Annotated in this window: 21 protein-coding genes and 1 pseudogene; all 22 read left to right on the top strand. The window is 37.1% G+C overall.

Annotated features, from left to right (window positions below):
- Window positions 1-520 precede the first annotated feature (520 nt).
- The gene (locus tag ACHUFA_RS03635; protein ID WP_394404941.1) at window positions 521-1,237 is read left to right on the top strand and encodes a suppressor of fused domain protein; all 717 of its coding nucleotides are present in this window, start codon (window positions 521-523) and stop codon (window positions 1,235-1,237) included.
- Between the two features lie 141 nt (window positions 1,238-1,378).
- Window positions 1,379-3,052 (top strand): GspE/PulE family protein, encoded by a 1,674-nt coding sequence (locus ACHUFA_RS03640; RefSeq protein ID WP_222347391.1) that lies wholly within the window; start codon window positions 1,379-1,381, stop codon window positions 3,050-3,052.
- Window position 3,053: 1 nt separating this feature from the next.
- The gene (locus ACHUFA_RS03645; RefSeq protein WP_394404942.1) at window positions 3,054-4,112 is read left to right on the top strand and encodes a type IV pilus twitching motility protein PilT; all 1,059 of its coding nucleotides are present in this window, start codon (window positions 3,054-3,056) and stop codon (window positions 4,110-4,112) included.
- Window positions 4,113-4,118: 6 nt separating this feature from the next.
- Entirely contained in the window at window positions 4,119-5,336 is a 1,218-nt protein-coding gene (locus ACHUFA_RS03650; RefSeq protein WP_394404943.1) for a type II secretion system F family protein, read from the top strand.
- A gap of 236 nt (window positions 5,337-5,572) precedes the next feature.
- Window positions 5,573-6,022 (top strand): prepilin-type N-terminal cleavage/methylation domain-containing protein, encoded by a 450-nt coding sequence (locus tag ACHUFA_RS03655; RefSeq protein ID WP_394404944.1) that lies wholly within the window; start codon window positions 5,573-5,575, stop codon window positions 6,020-6,022.
- A 106-nt stretch (window positions 6,023-6,128) separates the two neighbouring features.
- Complete coding sequence (locus ACHUFA_RS03660) at window positions 6,129-6,614, top strand: hypothetical protein (RefSeq protein WP_394404945.1); 486 nt, start codon at window positions 6,129-6,131, stop codon at window positions 6,612-6,614.
- A gap of 15 nt (window positions 6,615-6,629) precedes the next feature.
- On the top strand, window positions 6,630-7,985 hold the full coding sequence (locus ACHUFA_RS03665) for a VWA domain-containing protein (RefSeq protein ID WP_394404946.1): 1,356 nt from the start codon (window positions 6,630-6,632) through the stop codon (window positions 7,983-7,985).
- Between the two features lie 12 nt (window positions 7,986-7,997).
- Entirely contained in the window at window positions 7,998-9,485 is a 1,488-nt protein-coding gene (locus ACHUFA_RS03670; RefSeq protein WP_394404947.1) for a type IV pilus modification PilV family protein, read from the top strand.
- Window positions 9,486-9,509: 24 nt separating this feature from the next.
- Entirely contained in the window at window positions 9,510-10,805 is a 1,296-nt protein-coding gene (gene pilM / locus ACHUFA_RS03675) for a pilus assembly protein PilM (RefSeq protein ID WP_394404948.1), read from the top strand.
- The gene (locus tag ACHUFA_RS03680) at window positions 10,805-11,419 is read left to right on the top strand and encodes a PilN domain-containing protein (RefSeq protein ID WP_318530331.1); all 615 of its coding nucleotides are present in this window, start codon (window positions 10,805-10,807) and stop codon (window positions 11,417-11,419) included. The genes pilM and ACHUFA_RS03680 overlap by 1 nt, the downstream gene beginning before the upstream one ends.
- Entirely contained in the window at window positions 11,406-12,953 is a 1,548-nt protein-coding gene (locus ACHUFA_RS03685; protein WP_394404949.1) for a hypothetical protein, read from the top strand. The genes ACHUFA_RS03680 and ACHUFA_RS03685 overlap by 14 nt, the downstream gene beginning before the upstream one ends.
- A 176-nt stretch (window positions 12,954-13,129) precedes the next feature.
- A complete protein-coding gene (locus ACHUFA_RS03690) occupies window positions 13,130-14,386 on the top strand; it encodes an SSA_2305 family type IV pilus system protein (protein WP_222347400.1) in 1,257 nt (418 codons plus the stop codon).
- Entirely contained in the window at window positions 14,383-15,573 is a 1,191-nt protein-coding gene (locus ACHUFA_RS03695; RefSeq protein ID WP_394404950.1) for a PRC-barrel domain-containing protein, read from the top strand. Before ACHUFA_RS03690 ends, ACHUFA_RS03695 begins: the two co-directional genes overlap by 4 nt.
- Window positions 15,574-15,685: 112 nt before the next feature.
- The gene (locus ACHUFA_RS03700) at window positions 15,686-16,615 is read left to right on the top strand and encodes a hypothetical protein (protein ID WP_222383466.1); all 930 of its coding nucleotides are present in this window, start codon (window positions 15,686-15,688) and stop codon (window positions 16,613-16,615) included.
- A gap of 139 nt (window positions 16,616-16,754) precedes the next feature.
- On the top strand, window positions 16,755-17,522 hold the full coding sequence (locus ACHUFA_RS03705) for a prepilin peptidase (RefSeq protein ID WP_394404951.1): 768 nt from the start codon (window positions 16,755-16,757) through the stop codon (window positions 17,520-17,522).
- Window positions 17,510-18,130, top strand: coding sequence for a glucosaminidase domain-containing protein (locus ACHUFA_RS03710; RefSeq protein ID WP_318530332.1), 621 nt, complete (start codon window positions 17,510-17,512; stop codon window positions 18,128-18,130). Before ACHUFA_RS03705 ends, ACHUFA_RS03710 begins: the two co-directional genes overlap by 13 nt.
- 426 nt (window positions 18,131-18,556) lie before the next feature.
- Window positions 18,557-20,461 (top strand): transglutaminase domain-containing protein, encoded by a 1,905-nt coding sequence (locus ACHUFA_RS03715; protein WP_394404952.1) that lies wholly within the window; start codon window positions 18,557-18,559, stop codon window positions 20,459-20,461.
- A 34-nt stretch (window positions 20,462-20,495) separates the two neighbouring features.
- Window positions 20,496-20,840, top strand: a complete 345-nt coding sequence (locus tag ACHUFA_RS03720; protein WP_394404953.1) for a hypothetical protein — start codon at window positions 20,496-20,498, stop codon at window positions 20,838-20,840.
- A gap of 414 nt (window positions 20,841-21,254) precedes the next feature.
- A complete protein-coding gene (locus ACHUFA_RS03725) occupies window positions 21,255-22,769 on the top strand; it encodes a helix-turn-helix domain-containing protein (RefSeq protein WP_394404954.1) in 1,515 nt (504 codons plus the stop codon).
- 105 nt (window positions 22,770-22,874) lie between these two features.
- A pseudogene (locus ACHUFA_RS03730) lies at window positions 22,875-22,996 on the top strand (glycosyltransferase family 8 protein); the annotation flags it as partial.
- A 453-nt stretch (window positions 22,997-23,449) separates the two neighbouring features.
- Window positions 23,450-23,671, top strand: a complete 222-nt coding sequence (locus tag ACHUFA_RS03735; RefSeq protein ID WP_222347407.1) for a helix-turn-helix transcriptional regulator — start codon at window positions 23,450-23,452, stop codon at window positions 23,669-23,671.
- Window positions 23,664-24,419: a DUF3169 family protein gene (locus tag ACHUFA_RS03740; RefSeq protein WP_394404955.1), complete on the top strand. Its 756-nt coding sequence runs from the start codon at window positions 23,664-23,666 to the stop codon at window positions 24,417-24,419. The genes ACHUFA_RS03735 and ACHUFA_RS03740 overlap by 8 nt, the downstream gene beginning before the upstream one ends.

Here is a 24,419-nt window from a genome sequence, read left to right on the forward strand (position 1 = left end):
GAGTAGTGGTAAAAGGATGAACATCTAGTTGATGGTGGATTCCAACCTTGGAAGCGTCCTGTTTTATGAAGGAAATAAGGCGCTACCGCGGACCAGATGTGTGGTATCTATATAATATTTTGTTGTATAATTAGTAGTAGATATGTTTCTAATTTTTCTATACTTGATGTTATGACTTTTAGTATAGCTGATAAACATGTCTTTTTTTGTGCACTTTATTTTACAATACGGTGAAATTTATTTTTTATATATAGGGAGAGGTTTTGGGAACAAAATTTAAAAAAATGGGACAATGTTGCAGTTAATACTTGGTAATCAATCAATATTTTATATCATTTTATCATTTTTGGTATAGGTGATGTGCCGTATTTTGAGAAAAAGCGCCTAAAAAATATAAGTTGAATGGTGGGTTTAATATGTTATAATCTATCAGTGTTGTTTGTTGTAGGCGTTTTCTATTCGTTTACACCAAATAGCTAGTTAAAATGAATAATGTATAAATAATGGAAAAGGGGGCTAGATGGGATTATTAAACTTTTTAATGAGAAAGCCAAAAACGGAAGAAAATATAAATACTTATCAAAATGCAGTAAGTGACTCCACAAAAGAAATTTCATCAGAAGAAGAAACACTACAGCAAAAAATTCCAGCTGGTTGGCAGGCTATTACAGATGCTTTTTTATTGTATTATCCAGGACAAGATAAACCACGACAGTTAAGTGCCAGTCCTTCTCGTTTGGAAGGTGGAAACAGTAGCTTGGAAGGGATTAATGTATATGATGCTGGAGATTACTGGCATTTTGTAACCTATGGCTTATCAGATGTGTATGATCAAGGAACAGATGCAACTAGTTTTGGGATGGAATTTACCTATAAGCTGAAAAAACACCCTGATGATAAAGAAGAGGAAGTGATTATAGGTACTGCAAACTTATTGAAAAGTTTAGCGAGTTTGACACGTGAAAAGGGTGAACTCTTTGGTCCATACGAGTATGTCTATACCGGTCAGACAGAAGGGATTGACGTACACCAACAGTCTCTGTTGACAGGCTTTATCTGTGTTCCGGATGATACAGTAGAAAAAATTCAGACATCAAATGAAGAAGTCCGATTTATTCAATTTGTTGGAGTGACAGATGCGGAGTTACGCAGTCTGACAGATAGTCAGTCGGTGCAGCGTTTATATAGTGAGATACCGGACTTTATTACGGATTATCATAGACAGTCCGTGCGATAAGTTTATCATGGCCCCCATCTCTCAATTTCAGCGATAAAGTGTGAGAAAAAATTTTGCTAACAGAATTGTATCATTGTTCGAATGCAAAAATACTGAGTATGAAAAACATAAATTAAAATTAACGAAAGGCGGTGAGGTAGTATGGAAGTATTAGAAATTATGGTCCGTTCGCGCTTAATCAGCGAGGCTGATAGACAAAATATCATACATGAAATGAAAGAAACAGATACTTCTCTTGAAAGATACCTTTTGAAAAAAAGATATGTCAATGAAGAAGATTTGTTGAAAGTGTTAAGTTACTATTACAAAACACCTCAAGTCAACCTTTCTCAGTTTTCAATTGATAAGGAAGCGGTAGCTAAGGTATCAGAAAAAATTGCACGTCGCCACTGCTTGATTCCTATCGCCTTTACAGAGGATGTGGAGCCAAGACTCATCGTTGCGATGGCAGACCCTAAAAATTACATCGCCTTGGATGATGTTCGAATTGTATCGAAGATGCCGATTGAACCACACATTGGTTTGAGCGACGATATTCAAAAATATATTGACCAGTATTACTCACAGGGGGATGCAGCCCATCAAGCAGCTACAGAAATTGAGGGCTTTGGTGTTGAAGATGATGTCGTAGAAGAAGATATCACAATTAAAAATTCACCTGTAGTACGCTTGATTGACTCGATTGTTAGTCAAGCTATCAAAACACGGGTATCAGATATTCACATCGAGCCATTTGAAAAAGTCGTTCGCGTTCGTTTCCGTGTTGATGGAACGCTCGTTGAAAATATGCAGTTAAAGGCTTCTACGCATTCTGCTATTGCTACACGGATTAAGATTATGAGTGGTTTGGATATTGCCGAACGTCGCATTCCACAGGATGGTCGGATTGAGACTACGATTGATGGACGTGAAGTGGATATGCGTGTATCTGTCCTTCCGACTGTTTTTGGTGAGAAGATTGTTATCCGGATTTTGAATCGGAATGCCACTCTTCTGAGTAAGGAAGAGCTTGGATTTTCACCAGCCAATGAAAAAATATTTGATGATATATTGAAAGCACCCGAAGGAATTATTTTGTTGACAGGTCCAACGGGGTCTGGTAAGACGACCACTCTTTATACAGCCTTGCGCGAGTTAAACGACGTCGGAAAAAATATCATAACTGTTGAAGACCCTGTAGAATACAGACTGGACGGAGTTAACCAAGTACAGGTAAATGTCAAAGCAGGTTTGACATTTGCCAGTGGTTTGAGAAGTATCTTGCGTCAGGACCCAGATATTGTCCTACTGGGGGAAATTCGGGATGAGGAGACAGCAAGTATCGCTGTCCGTGCCGCCATTACAGGTCACGTCGTTCTATCTACAATCCATACCAATGACACAGCTTCTACCGTCAACCGTCTGGTGGATATGGGAATTAAACCCTACTTGGTTTCAACAGCTACTGTCGGGATTATCGCACAGCGCTTGATTAAACGCATCTGTCCGAAGTGTAAGACAGCCTATACTGTTGAAGGGAATCACTATCAGCACTTAGGTATCCACCCTGGAGATAAGCTTTACAAGGGTGAAGGTTGTAACTATTGCGGTGGAACTGGCTACTACGGTCGTATTGCGATTCATGAAATCATGGCCGTTACCAAAGAAATAAAAGCCATGATCAATAAAGGTGCGACAACCGCTGAATTACGCAATCAAGCTCGATCACAGGGAATGAGAGACTTGGCAGAAGAAGCAATAGAAACAGCTAAAAATGGGATAACGACAATGGAACAAGCAATGAAGATTGCATTTAGTCTAGAGGGAGAAGCCTAAGATGAATTTAGATGGATTAATCAAACAAGCCATTGAACATGGTGCGTCGGATATTCATTTTACGGTGGGGGCTGAGCCAACGATGCGTTTGCACGGAAAGCTAACGCCCATCACCGATGAAAAGATGACAAATACGGACACGGTTCGATTTGCCAAAGAAATACTAACAGAAAAGCAAATTCAACACCTGCTTGAAGTGGGAGAAGTGGATTGTGCCTACGAAGTTGATAATGGTTTCCGTTTGCGGGTCAATATCTTTAAACAACGAAATAACTCAGGGATTGCCTTGCGGGTCATTCCAAATCAGATTCCTAGCATGGAATCCCTCGGATTGCCAGCTGTTATAAAAAAATTGGCTGAAAAGCGTCGGGGGTTGATCTTGGTTACAGGACCGACTGGTTCAGGGAAGTCGACGACCCTAGCCACTATGATTGACTATATGAACGAACTACGTGATGAACACATTATTACCATCGAAGATCCCATCGAGTATATGCACGCCCATAAACAGTGCTTGGTCAACCAGCGCGAGCTTGGTGCGGATACACAGAGTTTTGGAAATGCCCTTCGTGGTGCTCTCCGTCAGGACCCGGATGTCATCCTTGTAGGGGAAATGCGGGATAAGGAAACCATCGAGATTGCCCTCCGTGCGGCGGAAACAGGTCACTTAGTCCTCTCCACACTCCATACGGTTGGAGCGGTCAATACAATGGACCGTATTATTGATGTCTTTCCTGCCGAACAGCAAGAACAAATTCGTGTTCAGCTCTCTGCCGTTGTAGAGGGAGTTGTATCTCAGCAATTGATGCGTACTTCAAATGGGAAAGGGCGTGTGGCAGCATTTGAAATTATGCTAGCAACACCTGCGGTTCGCAACCTTATCCGTGAAGGAAAAACTCACCAATTGTTGACGCCAATCCAAACGGGAGCTAGTCAGGGAATGATTACAATGGATACTTCTCTACTTGGACTCTATCGTCGCAATCTAATCGATCGTAAGACCTTGCTTTCTTACGCAGTAGACCGTGAGCAAGTCGAAAAAGCAGTCATGATGGGGTAGAAAACGATGGCAGTGTTCATATGTAAATATATTGACGAAAAAAATCGAGTTCAAGTTTTAGAACTGGATGTAGACTCTAAGGGTGAAGCTCTAGCCCAGCTCCGACTAAAGGGACGCCCTATCAGTGTCGAAGAAAAAGCAACTGGCTCTACTGAAATTACACTAGGTGGACCTAAAAAAATAAAGGTTACAGATATCTCTCTTTTCTGTAAGCAGATGTCTGTTATGTTGGAAGCCGGTATTCCGCTCAATAATGCTGTGGATATCATGGAGCATCAAACAACCTCTAAGCCTTTAAAAGCTGCTCTGAAAAAAATGAGTGTTCAACTTAAAGAAGGTAACCAGCTTTCTCAGACAATGAAAGCGCAAGGAAAACAATTTCCAAACCTTTTAGTTCGGATGATTGAAGCTGGGGAGAAGACAGGGAAACTAGATGAAGTGCTAGAAAAAATGTCAGAGCATTATACCAAGGAAGTTAAGATTAATCGTCAGATTACAGGTGCTATGATCTACCCTTCAATTCTAGGTCTCTTGGTCGTAGGGGCAGTCTTAGTTCTCCTTTATGTGGTGGTACCCTCCTTTAAAGAAATCTTTGAGTCAGGAGGAAAAGAACTTCCGCTTCCAACAAAAATTGTTTTATCCATGAGTAACTGGGTTCAGTCTTATTGGTACTTACTACTTCTATTTGCAGTAATAGGTACGGTTAGTTTTCTATCCTACCGTAAGACAGAGGCAGGTCGTTTTCAGCTTGACCTACTCAAGCTAAATCTTCCGATTGTCAAGACCTCTGTTCAAAAAATTATCACTGCTCGCTTCTCAAGCACTCTAGCTACACTAACCAGTGCGGGAATCCCTCTGGTAGACGCTTTGGAAGCTGCTGCTTCCACTACAAATAATAATGTGGTAGAAGCCAGAATTGATCAAGCAAGTGAAGGTATTCAAAAAGGAGAAAACTTAACTGAGATGATCTCCAAAACAGAACTCTTTCCTCCGATGATGCTTTCCATGGTTAAGATTGGAGAGGAGTCGGGATCTCTAGAGTCCATGCTCCATAAGACTTCTGCCTACTATGAGGAAGAGCTCGAAGCTGCCATTAAGCAGTTGCTCTCCCTTATGGAGCCAGCTATGATTATCATCATGGGGATTGTTATCGGTGGTATTGTAGCTTCTATCATGTTACCGCTGTTCGGATTGGCAGGTGCCATCGAATCAGGTGCTCAATAATCTGAAAAACTTGGGAGTTGCAAGATCTTCCAATAAACAAACAAAACTGGCACTGGAGATGACCATAGGCCATTGATTGAAGGTTGAGACTGGGACAAACTATCCTAACCTTCCCTCAATTACCTAAGGCTCTTCTCAACTACCTAAGGCTCCCCCGCTTACTCTGAGAGTTTGTAGAGTCTCTCTAACTATCGAGCAGGCGGACCTATAAATTTTGAAAAAGAAAAGGAAAAAATATGCTAAGTAAATTACAAAACATCCGTCGCAATGCTAAGAAAAAAGGGTTCACCCTTGTCGAGTTGATTGTGGTTATCATTATCATTGCTATCATTGCTGCAGTCGCTATTCCATCCATTACTTCTTTCCAAGATAATGCACGTCGTTCACGTATCCAGACAGAACATCGCCAGTTGGTTTCGGCAGTTCAATCAAAAATTGGAACGTTGACTGATCCAACTGATCCAACTGCTGTTGCTGCAATCACGCTTGATGATCTTTTGCCATATGTTAACAAAAAGAACGGGAAAACAGCAGCTGGAGACCTATTAGCCAAGAATGGTACCACTGTTGCTCACAAAGTTGACAAAGGTGTATTGACATCGGAATTTATTCCATCAAATTCAAAAGGTTCATCTAAAGCTAAGACTGAGGACACATTCACTTATGACTTTAATGTGAATAAGTAAACGCATAGAAGATATTCAAAACTCTACCCCGACTGTTTAGTCGGGTCTTATCAAAGGGTTCATAGTTATACATGAACCCTTTGATAAGACAAAGGAGGAAAAGAAAATGATGAAATCTAGAAGAGGTGGGACCTTATCCATGGTCATCATCACCCTCGTAGTCGTCTCAGCTATGACCATGCTAATGGCACAGATATTAAGCGTATCTAGTACCCAGACGACACAGATGTATTACTATATGGATGCCAAGTATATAGCGACCTCTGGTAGTCAGTTAGCCATGGGCGCCTATTTTGAAGGAAATGGGACAACCTCTGATCTTTATACTGAGTTCTCAAAAAGGGCGACTGGAAAGACCGCTATGACAGAACCAGTGATAGCACATCATCAGTTTGAGCATGGAAAAGCTGATATTCGCCTGACGGGTGAGTTTAAAGGATCGGATCACTCTAGCGAAAACTATTATGTGACAGTAGAATCCAAGGCAAAAATGGTAGGGAGTGAAAACTACTATGTACACCGGGTGACATTCAATTGGTCGAATCCAGGTTTACGCTCAGAGACTGGTGGTATTGAGCCTGTTTCAAAGTAAGGAGGAACATTAAAGATGAAAAAAGGGAGAAAAGGCTTTACGCTAGTAGAATTAATGGTTTCGATTATCGTCATGTCCATGGTAACGGTTACTGTCGGAATAATCTTTCAGACAACTTTTACTAGTAAGGATATGGTAGAAAGAGAAGCAGCTATCCAAGCAGAGTTGAGAACGAGTATGCAGCTGGTCGATAAAACAATCCAAAATGCGACTGCTGTTTTCATCTTGGATGAGTCTAAGTATGATGGAACGGATAAAAAATTAACAGATGGTTGGAGTTATATTGGTTTATCTGGTGATAAGCAGCAGTTAATCAACTATGTCTGGAATAAGTCAACTAAAAAATGGGATAAGCGTCAAATGGGGGTTCAAAGTCTATATGATATGACTATGGATCTACACTTCGATAGTGTTCCTAATTATGAAGATAACCGCTTGGTTACCTATGATCTTAGCGGACAGTTCAAAAATTCCAATAACAAGTTTAAACTGGAGACTGCTGCGACAGCTTTAAATAGTAAACAGGTTTTCAATCAGGTTGCAAAAGGAAAAGCAGGCACAGCTATCGCCTATCGTAACGACCCTATTGAAGGACAGATGAATACAGCTATCAGTTTTGTCTTTGATACATCTGGTTCTATGAATTTTGAAATCAATGGTAAGCAGCAATATACGAATCCTTCACAAGTACGTCTAAGGATTTTAAAAGATAAGGCGAAAGTAATGATTGATGAATTAGCTGCTCTTGGAAATGTCAGTGTCAACTTAGCACATTTTGCTAACGTAGGAGGCTACCTGCAAGAAGAATTTGTGGATCTACGTACAGGTTCGGAAGCAGTGAAGCAAAAAATTGAGAGTATGACTGCTACAGGTGGTACCAATCCGGGAGATGGATTACGACATGGGATGGTCAGTTTAAAGAAAAATTCGGCTCAATTCAAGTATGTTGTTATTTTATCAGATGGATTACCAAATATGTATACGGTAGGGAAGTATACATCTAAATGGCCTTCGCGTCGCTATACAGATGCTTTTGAGTATGCTAATCCAGAATTTGATCTGTCAGAAAATGTGGGACAAAATGCTAAAAAAGATTTTTATTTTAGAAATAGCGATGTTCTTCCAGAAGCAATTAGATATACAGGAGAAGTATCTCGTACCTTTAGTAAGGGGATTCGTCGTGTTAGTATGATTGGCTTTTCTGGTGTTGAATCTGAAAAAGCGTACGGTCAAAAACTCACAGATAGTATTAAAAATGGTAATGTAGATGCAAACTACTATGATGCATCCAATCAAGAAGAGTTGGCAAAGGTCTTTAGTGATATTAAGAAACAAATTGAACAAGATCTCTGGTTTGTTGTAGGTCCCTAATGAGGTATAGATATGAGAAAACTAAATAATCGAAACGGTTTTTCATTAACGGAAGTCATTGTTTCAATGATTTTAATTTCCGTTATGGTTGTAGGGCTTATGGGCTTTTTCTCCTCTTCCTTTAGTAATGTGTTTGGACTACGGACACAAAACGAAACCAATTTTGATATTCAAAATCAATTTGAAAAAAAATTGTCTGAGGTCAAGAAAAACGGTGGAAATGGGAAAGATGAGAGAGATTTTACCTATTCAATCGCTGGTGGAAGTACTAAAACCATAAAAGTAAAAGGGGAAAATCTAGCATATAAGGGAAAAAATCCAAAAACAATTCATCTTTTTATTGCCAATAATAAAGAAAGTGTCTTGGAAATTCCGAACGACTTAGTGGTTACCCTAAAAGAGGACAAAAAAAATAAAGATAAAGGATACTATTATGTTGGGGAAAAGACACCAGATGGACTCGCTCGTGTATCTGATAAGTCTACTAGTTCTAAAATCCACATTGAGGAAGGTTGGTTTCAAAGTTACTCTTCTATCAAGAATCCAACAGATTCCAGTAAAACAGTTGTTCCTGTAGGAAGTCTTGCAAAACCTAATTCGCCAGACTCTAAAGTAGTACATCCTAAGATGTTAGACGACTTTACGCAATTAAGCAAAAAAGCTCATGGGATTGAAATCAAAAAAGAGATGGCAAAAAGTTTTCTGATTTTTGCTGCTCGCGCTATCAACTCTTTTGGTCGGGTAGGTCAATACCAAGAGGCTGAACGTCGCATTTGGGTAATGGGGATCCCCGTTACGAAAGATTTGGTATTCCATACAGATGTCGATCTTGCTGTGAAAAAAAATGGAGACGGATCAACTTCGGCAGTTCCGACTGATGATAAGTCGCATGACGGTTTTGAGCTTCTGAACTATCGTGATGGTCAAAAAATTACAGATAATGTAAAGGTAAAGAGTATTTTTGAACAAGATAAAAATCAAGCTCGACAAATGATAGCTTTGAACAATGATAGCTTGAACATTAAAAACTTAAATATACAGAAGGGTCTGACAAACTCCTTCTTGCTCACAAAAGAAACTCAGTCAGGTGCCTTAGTATCCTATCAGTTTGGAAATCAATTGACTTGGAAATTAGATATAGGTGAGAATGGAGAATTAAAAATATCAACGAGTGATTCTTCAAATGGTAATTTATCATCGAATTCTACAGTTACCCAAAAACTTGTTAAAGATCAAGATAACTCTATTCAAATTGTGAGCAGGCTAAACGGAAACGGACAACTCTCAATGGAAGTATATTTGAAAGGAGAAAAAATCCATACAGATACACTAACTGTTAAGAATAGAAATCGTAATGGGCAACAACCTATAACAGTTACCTTCGGTGGACAGACCCACATTAATGAAATTGCCGTATTTGAGCGTGTATTAAATTCAGATGAAATTAAGTCCATGACAGAATATTTCAACACTAAATACGAAGTAAAAAAAGAAAAATAAAAAGAAAGTAGAATGGGGAGATCAATGTTCTCTTTTAAGAAAAAAGAAGAAACAGGACATATGTCTGATAGCGGAAGCGGGAAAAGTTCCTTGCTGACACGGTTGAACCAACCCCTTTTTAAGAAAAAAGAGGGATTGGCAGATGAGGAGTATATGCTAGATAGCGACCTTCAAGCCTCACAAGTAGCTTCAACTAAGAACAAGTCAATCACTAGTTTGTTTTCAACTAAAAAAGGGAAGGGCGGGAAAAATGCTGGTCAGCCTTACACCATGTTTTCAAAGCCTATCAAAGGAAATCTGTTAGCTATTGATTTTGATGATTATGATCTGACCTTGGTAGTTGCGAAGCAAAAACGCAAAGAATTAGAAATCGTAAAGACAGTCAAGGCTTCTTTACCAGTAGGATTGGTACATGATGGTTTGATCATCAACATGGAAGCATTGATAGAGTTCATTGACCATTTGATGAAAGAAAACGATGTCGTAGCGAAATATGCTTTTTTTGCTATCAATAATACGGGTGTTATTGCGCGTCCAGTTATGGTACCAGATGCCGTTGCAGAAGAGGATATTGAAAACTTTATCTCCTTTGAGTTGCAGCAATACTTGGATATTGATACGAGTTCTTATATTCTGGATTATCAATTTAGTCCACAATCAGATGGCGGTATGATTGAAGAAGGAAGCAAGTCCTTGATTGCCTATGCTGTACCAAAAGCGACAGTAGAGCAACATTATGACTTGGCGGAGGCCTTGCATTTGGTACCGTATGTTTTTGACCTGCGTTCGAATACTTATGAAAAGTGGCTGGAACGTGTAGAAGCGATTAACAATCGCGGTATGTATTTGACAGAAGGCAATATTGGGATTGTCCAACTAGGTAAGCACAGTATTGATGTCTATCTCTATGCAAACGGACGATTTGTAACAAGTAACCATATGGATCGTGGCTATCATGAGATTGAAGACTTAGTAAATTCTGAATTAACCATGCGTCATTTTCATGAGATTGTCTCTGGTGAAATGACGGATTTGTCCCTCAAGCGTGTCTTAGATGAGTGGCTAAATGAAACAAAAATGCACATTATCAATACAGAGCGATTTTTCAGCTCAACAACAGGTAAAACGATTGATAAGTTTTATTCTATCGGAGAAGGTGCACTTTGCTGGCATTTGATTTCGGTATTAAAAACAAAATTTGACGGTGAGATTGAGGCTGTCGGTAGCGTTGATTCAGAGGATATTGTTTGGGGACCGAATGCAGATAATGATCCTGAAATGATACCAGCTGTAGCAATGTTAATTCGGAGGGCCAACTAATGATGATGAGAGATTTAAACTTTTTTGCGACCTACCATGTTCCTCCTGCAAAGACCAGCACAGTTCGATTGGCTGCTATTACGGGGAGCATACTAGCATTAGCGGGTGTATTGCTAGGTGTGTTCTATTACTACTCAAGTAACAGTAACTATGAGACAGAAATCAATAAATTGCACATGTTGCTAGAAGCACCTGAAATGACACAACAGTTAGAAGAAATCGAAAAGTTGCAAGTTGATAAGGCAACTGTGACAAACGATCAGACGATCTTTAAAAATTTAGAAGGAGACTTCAAACGTACTCACAAGGTGAATAGAGCTTTCATGGACTTTGTTCAAAACCGTGTGACACGCAATCTAGTCTTTGATGAATTGAGCATTTCAGATGATAAGGTGTCTATCGTGGGACTATCAACAGAGAGACTTTCTATCGCAAAATTTGAGGAAGAATTACGAAAAACAGACAAATTTAATCATATTTTGGTCAGCACGATTGAAAATGTAGATGGTGGTGGTGCTGCAATTGGTGTAGCGGAAAACGATCCATTTAAGGATGTATATAAATTTACCATCGAAATTGAGACAAAGGATGTGGACTTCAGTGAAAAAAAATAATGAAAACAAAACTGATAAGAAACTCGGGCTAAAGCTAAATAAAAAAGAAAAAACATTGCTTGGTACGGTTGCTGTTGGTCTCGTTGCATTCGGCTGTTACAATGTCTTAAATGGTTTAATAACTAAAAATGGTGAGCTAGTGGAAGAGTATGACAGGTTGCAGTTGGAGTTCAACGAAAAAAGCGCAAAGATTGCTCGGAAAGGAGCCTTGGTTCAAGAATTGAAAAAGCTGAACAGTGATACCAATAAAGTTGCTTCTAACTATTATGGTAATACTAATCAAGGGGAGTTTATCTATTTGATTGATCACTTGATTAGTAAAAGTGGCATCACTCTTCAACGGGTTGAATTTGCAGAAACAAAAGAACTAGAGTTTCCTGAAAAGACAGATAAGGATGCGGCAGCACAAGGGAAAGATCAGAAGGTTACAAAAACTGAGACAACTTCATCAACAACGAGTGCTTCAAGTACAGGAACGTCTACCTCGACTTCAACAAGTACAAGCTCCAGTTCTTCTTCTGAAACACAAAAAAGTTCGGAGCCAGCTACCCAGGCAGGTAACGAAGCAGAAAATAAATATGCCAATACCAATATTACACAAATGACAGCTGATATTAGTTTCTCAGGAACCTATTCTCAGGTATTGGAATTATTGAAAATGATTGATGCAAATGAGCGTACAATCGTATCAAGTGAATTGGACTTGGGTTCTCCTAAGGCAAAACAAGAAGTGGATAGGGTTGATCCGCTGATTGAGAAAGGGCATATCAAATTAAGATTTTATCAAGTAGAAGATGTAGAGCGATATGTAAGTAAACCAGCAAGTAATGTTGATAAAACACCAATTCCATTTGCTCATGTGGTTTCACCATTTAAGCGTGCATCGTGGTTGTCTATCTCTGAAGATGGTGGTAAAAAATCAGCTTCAAAATCATCTTCAACAACATCGAACTCTTCGTCTGATGTGGGTTCTGGTTTAGGCTCGGCTCCTGGACCAGCGTATCTCCAACAATTGGCCAATTCAACAAATAATACAGGTGGGATTTCAGCTTATTACAACACATCAACACTGTATCGCTTTGAAACAAACTTAAAATTGAAAAACAAAGCCAATGATGCAGAGACTGACGTTACGGTAGATACAGGCGACTTCCTTGAGGGGGCTGGTTCAAACGTTGTGCAGATTCCTGCAAGCAAAGAAAAAGTCATTTATGAAATGAGATTGCAAGATCCATTTATCACATTGAATGAAAAACCAGATTATATCCTTTTTGACTTCCATAGTTCTAAAAAGTGGGATGGTAGTCTGGGAATGATTGTTGAAAATGCAAATGGTCAAGAAATCCAAGTAGGTTTATTAGAAGGCTTGCAGTGGGAAGGTTGGCGTGAAGCTAGATTTGATCCTACCAGCGTGGCGAGCTTGAGTTATCCATTGAAGGTAAAAGGTTTTTACTTTGAAACACCAAACACCAATAGTGATGGAACAACATTAAAATTGGACAATTTTGCAATTCAGAGTTTGATATCCAATTAAAAAGTGACAGTGTGACTCATAGAGCAAATCCCAACAAGCTCTATGAGTACAGCTTACTTTGTCATTTTTAAACTTTTAGGTCCATATTGAGTCATGGTTTGAGTTCGTAACGCCTCTCTCTGTATGTAATGAAACGATGAAAGAACGAACAAGGAATAAAAAAGAAGGAGGAAATAATGGCGTATTTACAAATGTTTGGCTTAACATTCATCATAATTCATACGATTAGTATTATGTTTGTAGCTAAGTTGGGGATAGCGAAGCGAATCTTTCTAGCTATGTGGATGGGGATGTTTGTCTTTTTCCTTCCTAGAATGTATCAATATTTACAAGTAACTCCACTCTATTTTGGTGGTCTATGTGTGGGTATTTTTTCTATCTATGTAGTCTCGCTTTTTTCACAATACATGCGAGACGCTATAGAGCATCGTAAGCAAATCAAAAAAAACAGAGAAACTCGAGAACTATTCTTTGTCAGTGAGACACAAGTAGAGGAATCTTTCATAGAGAATCCAGTATATGGTAGTTTATTGACGGAGAAAACGGAAGCAGTGAAAGATGATACCAAAGAACTGTCACGCTTGCAATCACGACAAAAGGATAAAAAGAAAAACACTAAATCCTCTACCGATAAAGTGATACAGATGCCGTCAAAAAATGTATCACAATCTGCGAAAAAAAATATTCCTTCACAGGAGGAACAAGCGATTTTATACGATCAATCAAATCGTATGAGTTTAGAGGAAGAGTTTTTAGCTGTTAATAAGAAAGAAAATACAAATATAGTTACGCCTATTTCGAATCATTCTTCAGTATTTGAACCACAACAAACCTCTATAAAAGAGGTGGATAATATGGTATCTCAAACCTTATCTAAACTGGATAATCTCTTTTCGGGCAATATGGATAAGGAAGAATCTGCTAATTTATTTATAGAAAAAGAAACTCCGGTGCATATGAATGTTTCAGAAGATAAGGCTGTAGATGTTGTGATGACAGATGAAGAAGAAGAGATTTTACGAGAAATTGAAGTAATTTTTTCTCAACATAAGGATTTAGAGTCACCAGTTGCAGTACATAATAAAAAAGCACAAGACGACGTGATTTTAACTGTTAATCCACTATCCGGCGAGGCTGTTGAATGGGTAAAAACGAAAAAAACAGAAGAACCATATTTCAATACTGAAGAACAAATTGATAAAGAAATCTATTTCCGATTCTTATTATTTGAAATTCGCGAGTTGTTAGTTTTAGGCTTTTATCAGGAAGCTGTGGATTACTTGAAGGAGATTTTGATTGATTCCTATGACAAGGAAATTCGTCGGAATGCCCTTTGCTTATTGGAGTTAATTCGAGTGGAACTCTACAATCCACATATCAGTGAAACCGTAAGAAATGAATATAAGTTTTTAGAGGAGCGTAAGGTATTATGATTAGTTGCAAGTCGGTCATTGGAACTGCAGTAATTGAAATTGAAAAAGGTGTGGGACTTGGAGAAATTCATCAAGTTGTAGTGGACAAGGGAGTTATGTTAACTTTTGTTGTCAAATCACGACATGAAGATCCGTCGCATGCTTTAATGATTGGAAATAATATTTATGGTATTGGTAATTTTGCAGCAACTGTGAAAAATTCAGATGCATTGCAGGCAATTACACAAGAGGAATTACAGCTTCTTGTAGATAAGCAAGGTGTCATCATTGATGAAATTGTCATTACAGTAGATGGAAATAAAATTGGTCGTGTAACCGACTATTTTATTGATAATGAAAATGAGATTGGCTTCTTGCTAGTTGATCCTGAGAATGATGGAGAAGTATTCCAAATTCCTAAATCACAAATTTTAATGATTGGAAAAGAATACATCATTTTAAATGAAGAATGCAACACTTTGGAAGCAAGTGCAGAATCAACAATGATTGATTTTTCAGTTAAGCCACGTCCAGCTTTAGAAAAAGTTGATCATCAACATGAGGCTGATGTCTCTCAAAAAGTAGAACCTGTAACAGAGCCTACTTCCAATGATACTCCAGCTCCTAAAAAAGAAACAAATTCATGGATACCTGAAATGGATACTAAAATAGTAAATGATCAAAAATTTGATTTAGATACTATGTTAGCTAATCTAAAAATTAGTGAAGATTTTTCAGATTTGAATTCTTCTATGAAAACTGAAGAAAGTATGCAAAAGGAAATACCTGAAATTGAGTCAATGGCAATTGAAAGTACATCTTTGAAACAATTGAAAGAAGGTGAAGAAACTGCTGAAAGTCCTAAACAATCATTAGAAGATATCTTTGCATCATTTTCAAACAATGCTACTCCTAAAGAAGTTCAAGGAAAACGAGAGGAGTTTCAAATTCCAGTAGAATATGAAACTATTACTGAGCCTGTTATTCATCATCAAGTAGTACCAATGCCAGTTACAAATGATGAGACAAAGAGCTATGTTGATAATCAAAAACGACTCTTGCTTGGAAAAAAATTGCAAAAAAATCTGCTGAACTCAGATGGTAGTGTGCTTCTTTATGCAGGTGAAGTAGTGACGGAAGAAATGATTGACCTGTTGCGTAGAATTGACAGACGTTTATTGGTTCGTTTGGCAGGGAGTGTAGGCTAGAATGAAGGGGAGATTTTCAAAGTATCAGCCATTCATTCCCTTAGCTTTGTTTTTTATCTTTATACTCAGTTTGCTGACATATGTTACGACTATCTATAAACCAAGTTTACCCATGAGTATCAATGATCAAAAGATTGTGAATGTCCATTCAAGAAGTGAGGCGGAAGTTGCAGTATATAAAAGTTTACCATACAAAGCGAACTTTGCATTGTCAACAGGGCATTCCTTCTCAATGGATATGCGACTGTTGGGATTGAGTTATTTTTCAAAAACGGAACTAAAAAGTTTGGATAAAATTTCGAATACGAATTTATGGAATAAGTTTTCACCGTTTTTTGAAACAAAACAAAATCAACTCTTATCTATTTATTCAAAACGATTATTTTGGCTGCAATCTTTAGAAAAATCTATTCAAAATTTTCCAGATTTATTGAAACAGGAACCTGAAACGAATCACTTAATTGTTAATCCAGATAATCAAATGACGATATCAGCTCCTGTAGATGGTTATGAAATTCAATCACAAAATTTTATTGCTGTTGCTCAGAATATCAGTAAGACAGCTCAATTTGAGCATATTCCTTTAGAAGCAAACCTTATTAGTGCTGAGGATCAATCATGGAATTTATCTCAATATACACAATTTATTGATAAGATAGAGTTACCACTTTCAGATAGTGCTGTTCAAAAATACAATCAAGAATTGGCATTTCATAAATTGCAAAATGTTTATATTGCAGCTGGTCAGAGTGTCAATTTTTTGGATGTTATTGGTAAATTGAATAAGAAATCAGGTTACCTAAGGAGTGTTATAGATGGGAAAGAAATTTATGGAAGTGGTGTCGAGTTAGTTGTGGATGCCCTTCAATCATTGACATTTAAACATATGAAAGTAAATTCTTACAAAGGTAAGGCTTTCAACATTGGAGATCCAGGTAAGGAATTCACTCAACTTTCTGTGACAAATACAAGTCAGAATGATGTCGTTCTTTCTCTATCAAAGGAAGACTCACAATTAACAATTGTATTAGCAAGTAAATAATAAAAATTTGTGACCGAATCATTCAGTTTATCTTTTGTTTGGTCGTTAACTTGACTTGTCTAGTACTAAAAGTGACGGCAAAAACTACAAAATAAAATTGAGGAGAAGATGTGATTTTAAAACAGAAGAGGAGTATGAAATGGCAGTATTAGTATTTATCCTAGGACTTGCATTTGGTAGCTTTTATAATGTTGTCATTTATAGAGTTCCGATTGAAAAAAGTATCATCAATGGTCGTTCAGCTTGCCCAAACTGTTCACATGTTCTAGGTGGTTTAGAGTTGATCCCGCTTCTATCCAGTGTTATTCAAGGGTTTAAATGCAAACACTGTCAGGTACATATTTCGCCGCGGTATTTTATCGTGGAATTGTTAACAGGTACTTTGTGGTGGGGAGCCTATTTGCTGTTTGTCAATCAAGGGATATGGATGGTTATTTCAGCTTGTCTATTGATATCTCTGGGGATTATTGTGGGCTATATTGATTTCGATACCCATTTCATATCTGATATTGTTTTACTTATTTTTTTAGTTGGCCGGTTGAGTTTGATATGGCTGACAGGTGAATCATATTTGGAAACCTTTTGTTCTATGCTGGTAGCTTTATTGGTTTATGGCGCCATTTATTGGTTGGCAAAATTCTATTATAAGCAAGAAGCATTTGGTCCTGGTGACATTACTTATTTGATTACGCTTGGTAGTTGGTTTAGACCGCTTGATATTGCACTGGTCGCAATAGGTTCATTTTTTATTGCTGGACTTTTATTGTTAGTCATAACCTTAATTGAAGGAATGAAATTTGATGCGAAGAAAGAAATCCCCTTTGGGCCTGCTATGAGTATTATGGCTGTTTTATTCTATTTTTGGGGAGATTATATAAAGGAGTTATATATTCAATGGGTATTTTAAATAAAAAAATAAGAGGCTTACACATGACGGCAACAGGCCTGATTAGTAGCACTCTTGTTATAGGACTTTTATTTGGTCAACAGATCATGGCAAGTCATCGGGAGAAAATTGATCCTGCAGATATTTATATTTCAGAGAATTTTAGTTCAAATGGTGGTGGCGTTATTTTGTTCTCAGAAGATGTTACAGTCCCTTCAACGGTATCGGCTGATTTTATCAACAGTCGCTTAGAAGGGACAAATATGGCGGGACTGGGTCAAGCTTTTAAAAAAGCTGAAAAGAATTATGGCGTGAATGCTATCTTTTTAACTGGCTTGGCTATTCATGAATCAGATTATGGAAGAAGTCAAATAGCACAAGTAAAAAACAATCTATTTGGTTTTATGGCATATGATTCTAGCCCATTTTCAAGTGCCGGGTACTTTGAATCATTCGATGCTTGTATAGACTATGTTGCACGCTATTTGAGCCAACATTATTTGAGACCGGATGGCATGTACTACAATGGAAAGAGTATTGCGGCAATTAATACTCGCTATGCATCCGATAAAGGGTGGTCTGAAAAAATTGCTATTCGTATTCGTGCTTTCTTAAATTTAAATAAATAGTCGTTAGGTAAATGATAGCTGAAGATTGTTTTATCGCTAAAGAGCTAGACTACTGTTTAGCTCTTTTTTTGACAAAAGAATAATATCATAGTTTCGTTTTTTCTTCGTACTAGAAGAAGTAGGACTATTCAAAAATATTTTCTCTTAGTCTAAATTGCAAGACCAAGAGGAGTAAAAGAAGTTTTTCTAAGCGGTTAGGAATTCTTATACATCTATTTTTTTCATGACATTCTTTTTGAAGCGTTCACATTACTTAAGAAAGTAAAAAATTACGTTTCATTCTGTAGGCTATGAGGTCAATCTGCTTTTTATTCTATTACTAATATACAAAACACTTTTATAAAGGAGGTGGTGCCTATGTTTGTATGAAATTAAAAGATGCGATCACATAAACTACTTTTAATTATTTTTAATACTGGAGGATGTATGAAAAAAAAGCATATTTTAAAAGGTTTATTGTTTAGTACGATGGTTATGGCCTCAGTTGCTGCAACGCAAGTACATGCAGACGATTATCTCTCTCAAAGAAGCTATTATACACATACAAATGTAGAAGGATATCAAGCAACGAGTCGTTTTCTTAATCAAAAACAAGCAATAATTGAAGATGTAAAAAAACACATTAGCTCTCTTGGAGATGTAGTGACCCCACTCCGTGAAAAAATCATGGAAGTTAATCAATTAATTCTCTCCTATGAACGTGAAGATCATAAGTTAGTTCATCAATTAAATTATGGTAATAATACTGATGATCAATATTATAGTGCCGTTCAAAAACGTAATGAGTTGATTCAAAATATTTTTGAGTTGGTCGAATCTGATAAAGCGGAATTGGAGTATATCCGTGAAAGTTACCACAGTTTATCACAAGAACGTTCAACGTTAATTAATCAAATTTTTTCAATTTTAAGTCGTCCAAGTTCTCGTAGAATTTATTCTTACAGAGATGCAGAACGTGAACGTGAAAATTTGATTCGTTCTTTGCAACAGTACATGGATCAACTTTTAGTTGTACAGTCTAAATTGAATGCTTTGGTTGATAAGACAAATTCTATTACAACAGATAATTTGTCAGCTGAAATTGGGAAATTAAGTGGTATTCTTTTTGAATTGACAGATGAATCAGCTACTGTTGAACAAGAAGAAACACCAGTTACCCCTGAACCAGCAAAGGAGGAAGAGACACCAGTAATTCCTCAAGCAGTTGAAGAGGAAGATATCCCAGCAATTCCTCAAACAGTTGAAGAGGAAGAGACACCGGTAATTCCTCAAGCAGTTGAAGAGGAAGAAACGCCAGTTACTCCTGAACCAGCCAAAGAGGAAGAAACGCCAGTTACTCCTGAACCAGCCAAAGAGGAAGAAACGCCAGTTACTCCTGAACCAGCCAAAGAGGAAGAAACGCCAGTTACTCCTCAACCAGCCAAAGAGGAAGAAACGCCAGTTACTCCTCAACCAGCTAAAGAGGAAGAAACGCCAACTCCAAATCCAACTAAACCAGCAACAAATTACAATATTGTAAATGATGCCTTGAATTTAGGAACTATTGCTGATTACACATCATTGACAAATGGTTTGACACATGCGATTGATAATAAAGTTGGTACCATTCGCTATAAAGTTACCTTTAATTCACGTGACCAGGTAGATGCATATGCTACTCAATTGAGTAAATTACTAGATCAATACGCCAACAGTGCAGGTACTATTTTAAGAATTAGAACTTCAAATCAATTGGGGACTTATTATCGTGGTAACTCAGTTTCACACATTGAAGTTGAAACAACGCTTAAAATTGATTATACTTTAATGGCACACCAAAAAGCACTTGTTGCAGAATACAAAGATTTTGTAAAACAAGTTGTAAAAGAGCAAATCACAGATAAAAATATTACTGATGATTATGAAAAAGCAAAAATTCTTAACCAATATATCATTGACAACTATGAGTATGCTGATCGTGAATTGAATACCAATAGCTTAACTCGTTCAGGTATCAGTGTTCATGCTCCAGAGTCATTGTATAAAGATAAACGTGGAGTTTGTCAAGCCTATGCAGTTATGTTTAGAGATTTAGCAGTTGAAGCTGGTCTCAAAGCTTGGTATGTGACAGGATCAACAAACCAAAGTCGCGATGCAAATCATGCTTGGAATATTGTTGAAATCAATGGCGTGAAATACTATGTAGATACTACATGGAATGATGTGACAGGTAACTATCGTAATTCGTACTTCTTGGTAGGACGCAATACACTGTCACGAGATCATTTAACTGATCGAGACTATGCAGATTTGTATAACGACATTCCTGCACAGGACTATGCTCGTCGTTAAAAAATAGAATTTTAGAAGGGAATGGTGTAAAATAATGAAAAAATGGCTTAGTATACCAACCCTAATTTGCCTTTTATTAGCTGTAGGGTGGTCTGTTGTTGCACTAAAAAAAGGAGAGCAACAACGATCACAGATAGAAAAATCAACTAGTCGTAGAGAAGATCCTTCTACAAATGAAAGAGAAAAAAGTATGCATACAACAAAACACACTCAACAAGCAGATGGTTCACAAGATACTACGATTCCAAAAACTTCTGATACCCAAGAAAGTACAGAAGAGAGTAGTCAAGGACATACAGTTGTCACTCAAGAAAATGCGGTCATTAAACCAACTATTGAAATGACTACTGAAGAAGTTAAAATAAAAATGGAAGATTAATACTAAAGTAGTAGATTATTTTTATCCATACATTTTTTAAAAGTTTTATTGCAACTCTCATTTTTCGAAAAATCTTTAAGATGTAAACTGAATTTGTATTGTAGTGTCAGAGTGAATTTATAAGAAAGTGCAACACAATTTGATCGCATCGATGCACGGTCTCAATAAGTTATTATGACTATTCAAACAATCAGTTATATGAGAAAAGGATGAGGGCCCTCTACCAAGCAGAGTATGCTATAAAACGATACTACAATTTGCCTATAAATCGTAGTTCTACAGTTATATTTTTCCTTTAACGGAACTGCTTACTGTTTAATAAACAGTTAACGAAAACAAATAAATAGCCTGATACCTTGATTCTATAAGGATCAGGTTATTTCATTGTATAATAATATTTGATGGAGAATCTCTATGCTAGCTAAATATATTGAGCCTGCTATTCTGAATAAAATTTTTTTAATTAATACTCTATTGGAATTTACATATAGTGACTTTTCTGAACTTGTTCAGATTACTGGATTCAGTAAAAAAACAATTCGAGAACTCATTACTGAAGTTCAGCCATTACTAGAAGATGTACTTTACATTCATATTCATCCTAAACAGGTTTACTGTTGTTTATTGTCGCATGCAACCAAGACAGAATGTTTACACCGTATCTATAGGGAGTCTCCTTTTTTACAATGTTTGCGCTTTTTAGTGATGAATCAGCAGCATCTTCCCTATAATGAGTTTATCAAAACTCACTATATGTCAGTTCCAACAGCATACCGTTTGAAAAAGCGTTGTCATCGTTACCTTGAGACAGTCCAACTTACTATTAAAAATAATTATATTGTTGGTGAGGAATTTAGAGTTCGTTATTTACTTGCCCTATTGCAATGTCATTTTGGAATTATTTGTTACTCAATTACAGAAGAAGATCATCTGTTAGTCAGGGATTTTATGATAGCATCAAACTCTCACATGACCCAAGAATTATTGCGATTGATGGAAGAGGAGATTCTATTCTTTGAGTTTTTAGTGATTCTAACATGGAGGAGGCATACCTTTAGACCATTTTTACCAGCTTCTCGTCAGTTTGATGCATTGAAAAAATTGTTTATTTACCAGCTGATTCAGAATTATTCAGAACAGATTATTGAACCTCGCCTTCAACTGCAATTTGACCAAGTTGATTATGATTATCTATTTTTAGTGTATTGTACTCGTAATAATCCCTTTGCTGGGGATAAATGGACACCAGAGCATAATAGTGCATTAGCCAAAATTGTTATTAATGAAACAGATATTGCCACATTATTGCCGTTATTTGAACAGTTTTTAGATCCGGTCATAGTATTTTCAGAATTTTTTATTATTAGCATGATTGAGTTATTTCGAAAATTTCTTTACAATCTTCAGCAGTTGCTCCCTGAGGATTATTTGATTGATAGGTATCTCAAAGATGAGTGTTCACCACTTTATATAAAAAACAGAGAACTTCTCAGTAAATGGATGGCTGAAATGGGCTATGTCGGTGAAATTAGTCCTAAACATCTTAATTTGTTAACGATTCAAATTAGAAAATTATTGAAAACCACAATTGACCCTGTATCTGTGGTACTATGTTCCAATAATGAAGCTAATTTACTCATGTTTAAAACTTGGTTACATCAACATTTGTCTGAGAAATCTACAAGGATTATTTCTTTTAACCTGAACACTGAAAATATTGAATTGTTAAAAAATATGGGGAATGCAGTCATTATTGCTGATAAAAAATACATTCCTCTATTAAAAAAAGTGTGTGATACCAGTGATAATATTATCTTTGATTTAGCAGTGTATACTAGAGAGTATCGTTTACAAAGTGTTTGTGAAGCTATTGAAATGCAACGTCAGCAGATCTATCTTCAGTTTATTAGTAAGCGATTAGAGGTATAGAGGAATACGAAGTACACTATCAATAACTGAGAAGGCAATACTTTTCTGTACAACATTGGTACACTGTCCTTCATTTAAGCGCTGGCCCTTCAGGCTATGGGAACATGGAATCTGGAATGGGGATTGAAAATATAGTATATTTACATTTTACTGGAGGAGATAAGCCGTGGAAGAAAAGATACTCAGGGCGATATTCAGATCTTTATAAATATATGCAAAAGCAAGCTAGAAAAGAAGTGGAAAGAAACAATCAGTTGATTTTCTGGAAGAATAAAATAATAAATGAAGGGTCGAAAGACTCTTTTTTGATAAAAATCATTTTATTTTTGACATCTATAGTTGTCAAAAATAAAATGATGTGTTACAATACAAGTGTACAGAAAACAGCTGTTGAAGTTTGGAGCCCTCATATCCCTATTATCAGATGAACGAAAAGGTTCAGAGGATCGGATGTCGCTTGAAAAATAAAAAGGAGAAGCTACTATGTCAAAATGGTTAGAAAGTTTAAAAATAAAAAATACCAGCTCATAATGAAGGGGCTAGGAGATAACGAAACTTGTAAGAATCTTGAGGTAGATGACTAGGTTGCTAAGACGTATAAGAAATGCAAAACCAGCGTTCGCATCACTCGTATTGATGATGCCAAGGAGATTTGTCCTCTAGACTAGGAGGTGTTGAGAATGGACTATATTTTAAAAAATCGGCTCAAGGAACTGCGAGCCAGAGAGGGCTATAATCAGACCGAATTGGCTAAATTGGCAGAAGTTTCGCGTCAGACGATTAGCCTGATAGAGCGGGGGGATTACCAGCCGTCGGTGGTGGTAGCCCTGCGGATTGCACGGATTTTTAATGAGTCAGTAGAACATGTCTTTCGTCTAGAGGAGGTTGGGGACAATGAATAAGAAAAATACAGTATTTAAAAAGCGTATGATTTACTTTGTTATGTATGGATTAACCGGCTTGCTATTGGGATATTTTGCTCCTGCTTTGGTAGGAGTTGTGAACGGTCTGGAGCTCAGTCTTTCAACCGCTAGAAATACGCTTTTGCTTTTAACAAATTTGGCTTTTGTCCTGGCCTTCCTGATGGGGATTATCTTTTTCCAACTTGCAAGAAAGGTTGAAAAAGATTACAATGAAGCAGATATGGACGATGACCAGTCTGTCAATCAGCTTTATACACGGCTCTATCGCAATATGGAGTATGCTGTGGTGATTGGGAATATCGAAGGAGTTTTAGCCATTTTTAACGTTATGCTAGGATCTCAGCTATTATTCCAGACGAATGGTGCTGAGTTGAGCTTGTCGATGTATGGATTTTTAGAATTGATTTTACTAAGTATTTTCCAAACTCGTCTTTTCAAGATGATTGAACGTATTCGTCAGTTTAAGTTATCTGTTTTTTCAACGGTGAGCGAAATCAAAGCCTATGTCAATTCTTATGACGAGGGTGAACGCCAGACTAATTTTGAACAGAGTTTTATGACGCTTTTTAACCTCAATCAGAAAGTGCTACCTATTCTTTATGTAGTTGTTTTTGCTGTTTCTGTTATTAGCCAGAGCCAGCAGTTGATGGCTTATCTGGTGGTAGCATTTATCCATATTTACATCAATCTTAGTCAGTACCGTATGGTCAGAGAATATTTCAAATAA

Source organism: Streptococcus hepaticus (assembly GCF_043656315.1).
GTDB classification, from domain to species: Bacteria; Bacillota; Bacilli; order Lactobacillales; family Streptococcaceae; genus Streptococcus; species Streptococcus hepaticus.

Coding starts and splice junctions, on each gene's coding strand:
- ACHUFA_RS03640 (WP_222347391.1), top strand. CDS start 1,379: ATGGAAGTATTAGAAATTATGGTCCGTTCGCGCTTAATCAGCGAGGCT.
- ACHUFA_RS03680 (WP_318530331.1), top strand. CDS start 10,805: ATGATGATGAGAGATTTAAACTTTTTTGCGACCTACCATGTTCCTCCT.
- ACHUFA_RS03660 (WP_394404945.1), top strand. CDS start 6,129: ATGATGAAATCTAGAAGAGGTGGGACCTTATCCATGGTCATCATCACC.
- ACHUFA_RS03710 (WP_318530332.1), top strand. CDS start 17,510: ATGGGTATTTTAAATAAAAAAATAAGAGGCTTACACATGACGGCAACA.
- ACHUFA_RS03715 (WP_394404952.1), top strand. CDS start 18,557: ATGAAAAAAAAGCATATTTTAAAAGGTTTATTGTTTAGTACGATGGTT.
- ACHUFA_RS03635 (WP_394404941.1), top strand. CDS start 521: ATGGGATTATTAAACTTTTTAATGAGAAAGCCAAAAACGGAAGAAAAT.
- ACHUFA_RS03690 (WP_222347400.1), top strand. CDS start 13,130: ATGGCGTATTTACAAATGTTTGGCTTAACATTCATCATAATTCATACG.
- ACHUFA_RS03665 (WP_394404946.1), top strand. CDS start 6,630: ATGAAAAAAGGGAGAAAAGGCTTTACGCTAGTAGAATTAATGGTTTCG.
- ACHUFA_RS03645 (WP_394404942.1), top strand. CDS start 3,054: ATGAATTTAGATGGATTAATCAAACAAGCCATTGAACATGGTGCGTCG.
- ACHUFA_RS03700 (WP_222383466.1), top strand. CDS start 15,686: ATGAGTATCAATGATCAAAAGATTGTGAATGTCCATTCAAGAAGTGAG.
- ACHUFA_RS03725 (WP_394404954.1), top strand. CDS start 21,255: ATGCTAGCTAAATATATTGAGCCTGCTATTCTGAATAAAATTTTTTTA.
- ACHUFA_RS03695 (WP_394404950.1), top strand. CDS start 14,383: ATGATTAGTTGCAAGTCGGTCATTGGAACTGCAGTAATTGAAATTGAA.
- ACHUFA_RS03740 (WP_394404955.1), top strand. CDS start 23,664: ATGAATAAGAAAAATACAGTATTTAAAAAGCGTATGATTTACTTTGTT.
- ACHUFA_RS03655 (WP_394404944.1), top strand. CDS start 5,573: ATGCTAAGTAAATTACAAAACATCCGTCGCAATGCTAAGAAAAAAGGG.
- ACHUFA_RS03705 (WP_394404951.1), top strand. CDS start 16,755: ATGGCAGTATTAGTATTTATCCTAGGACTTGCATTTGGTAGCTTTTAT.
- pilM (WP_394404948.1), top strand. CDS start 9,510: ATGTTCTCTTTTAAGAAAAAAGAAGAAACAGGACATATGTCTGATAGC.
- ACHUFA_RS03720 (WP_394404953.1), top strand. CDS start 20,496: ATGAAAAAATGGCTTAGTATACCAACCCTAATTTGCCTTTTATTAGCT.
- ACHUFA_RS03670 (WP_394404947.1), top strand. CDS start 7,998: ATGAGAAAACTAAATAATCGAAACGGTTTTTCATTAACGGAAGTCATT.
- ACHUFA_RS03650 (WP_394404943.1), top strand. CDS start 4,119: ATGGCAGTGTTCATATGTAAATATATTGACGAAAAAAATCGAGTTCAA.
- ACHUFA_RS03735 (WP_222347407.1), top strand. CDS start 23,450: ATGGACTATATTTTAAAAAATCGGCTCAAGGAACTGCGAGCCAGAGAG.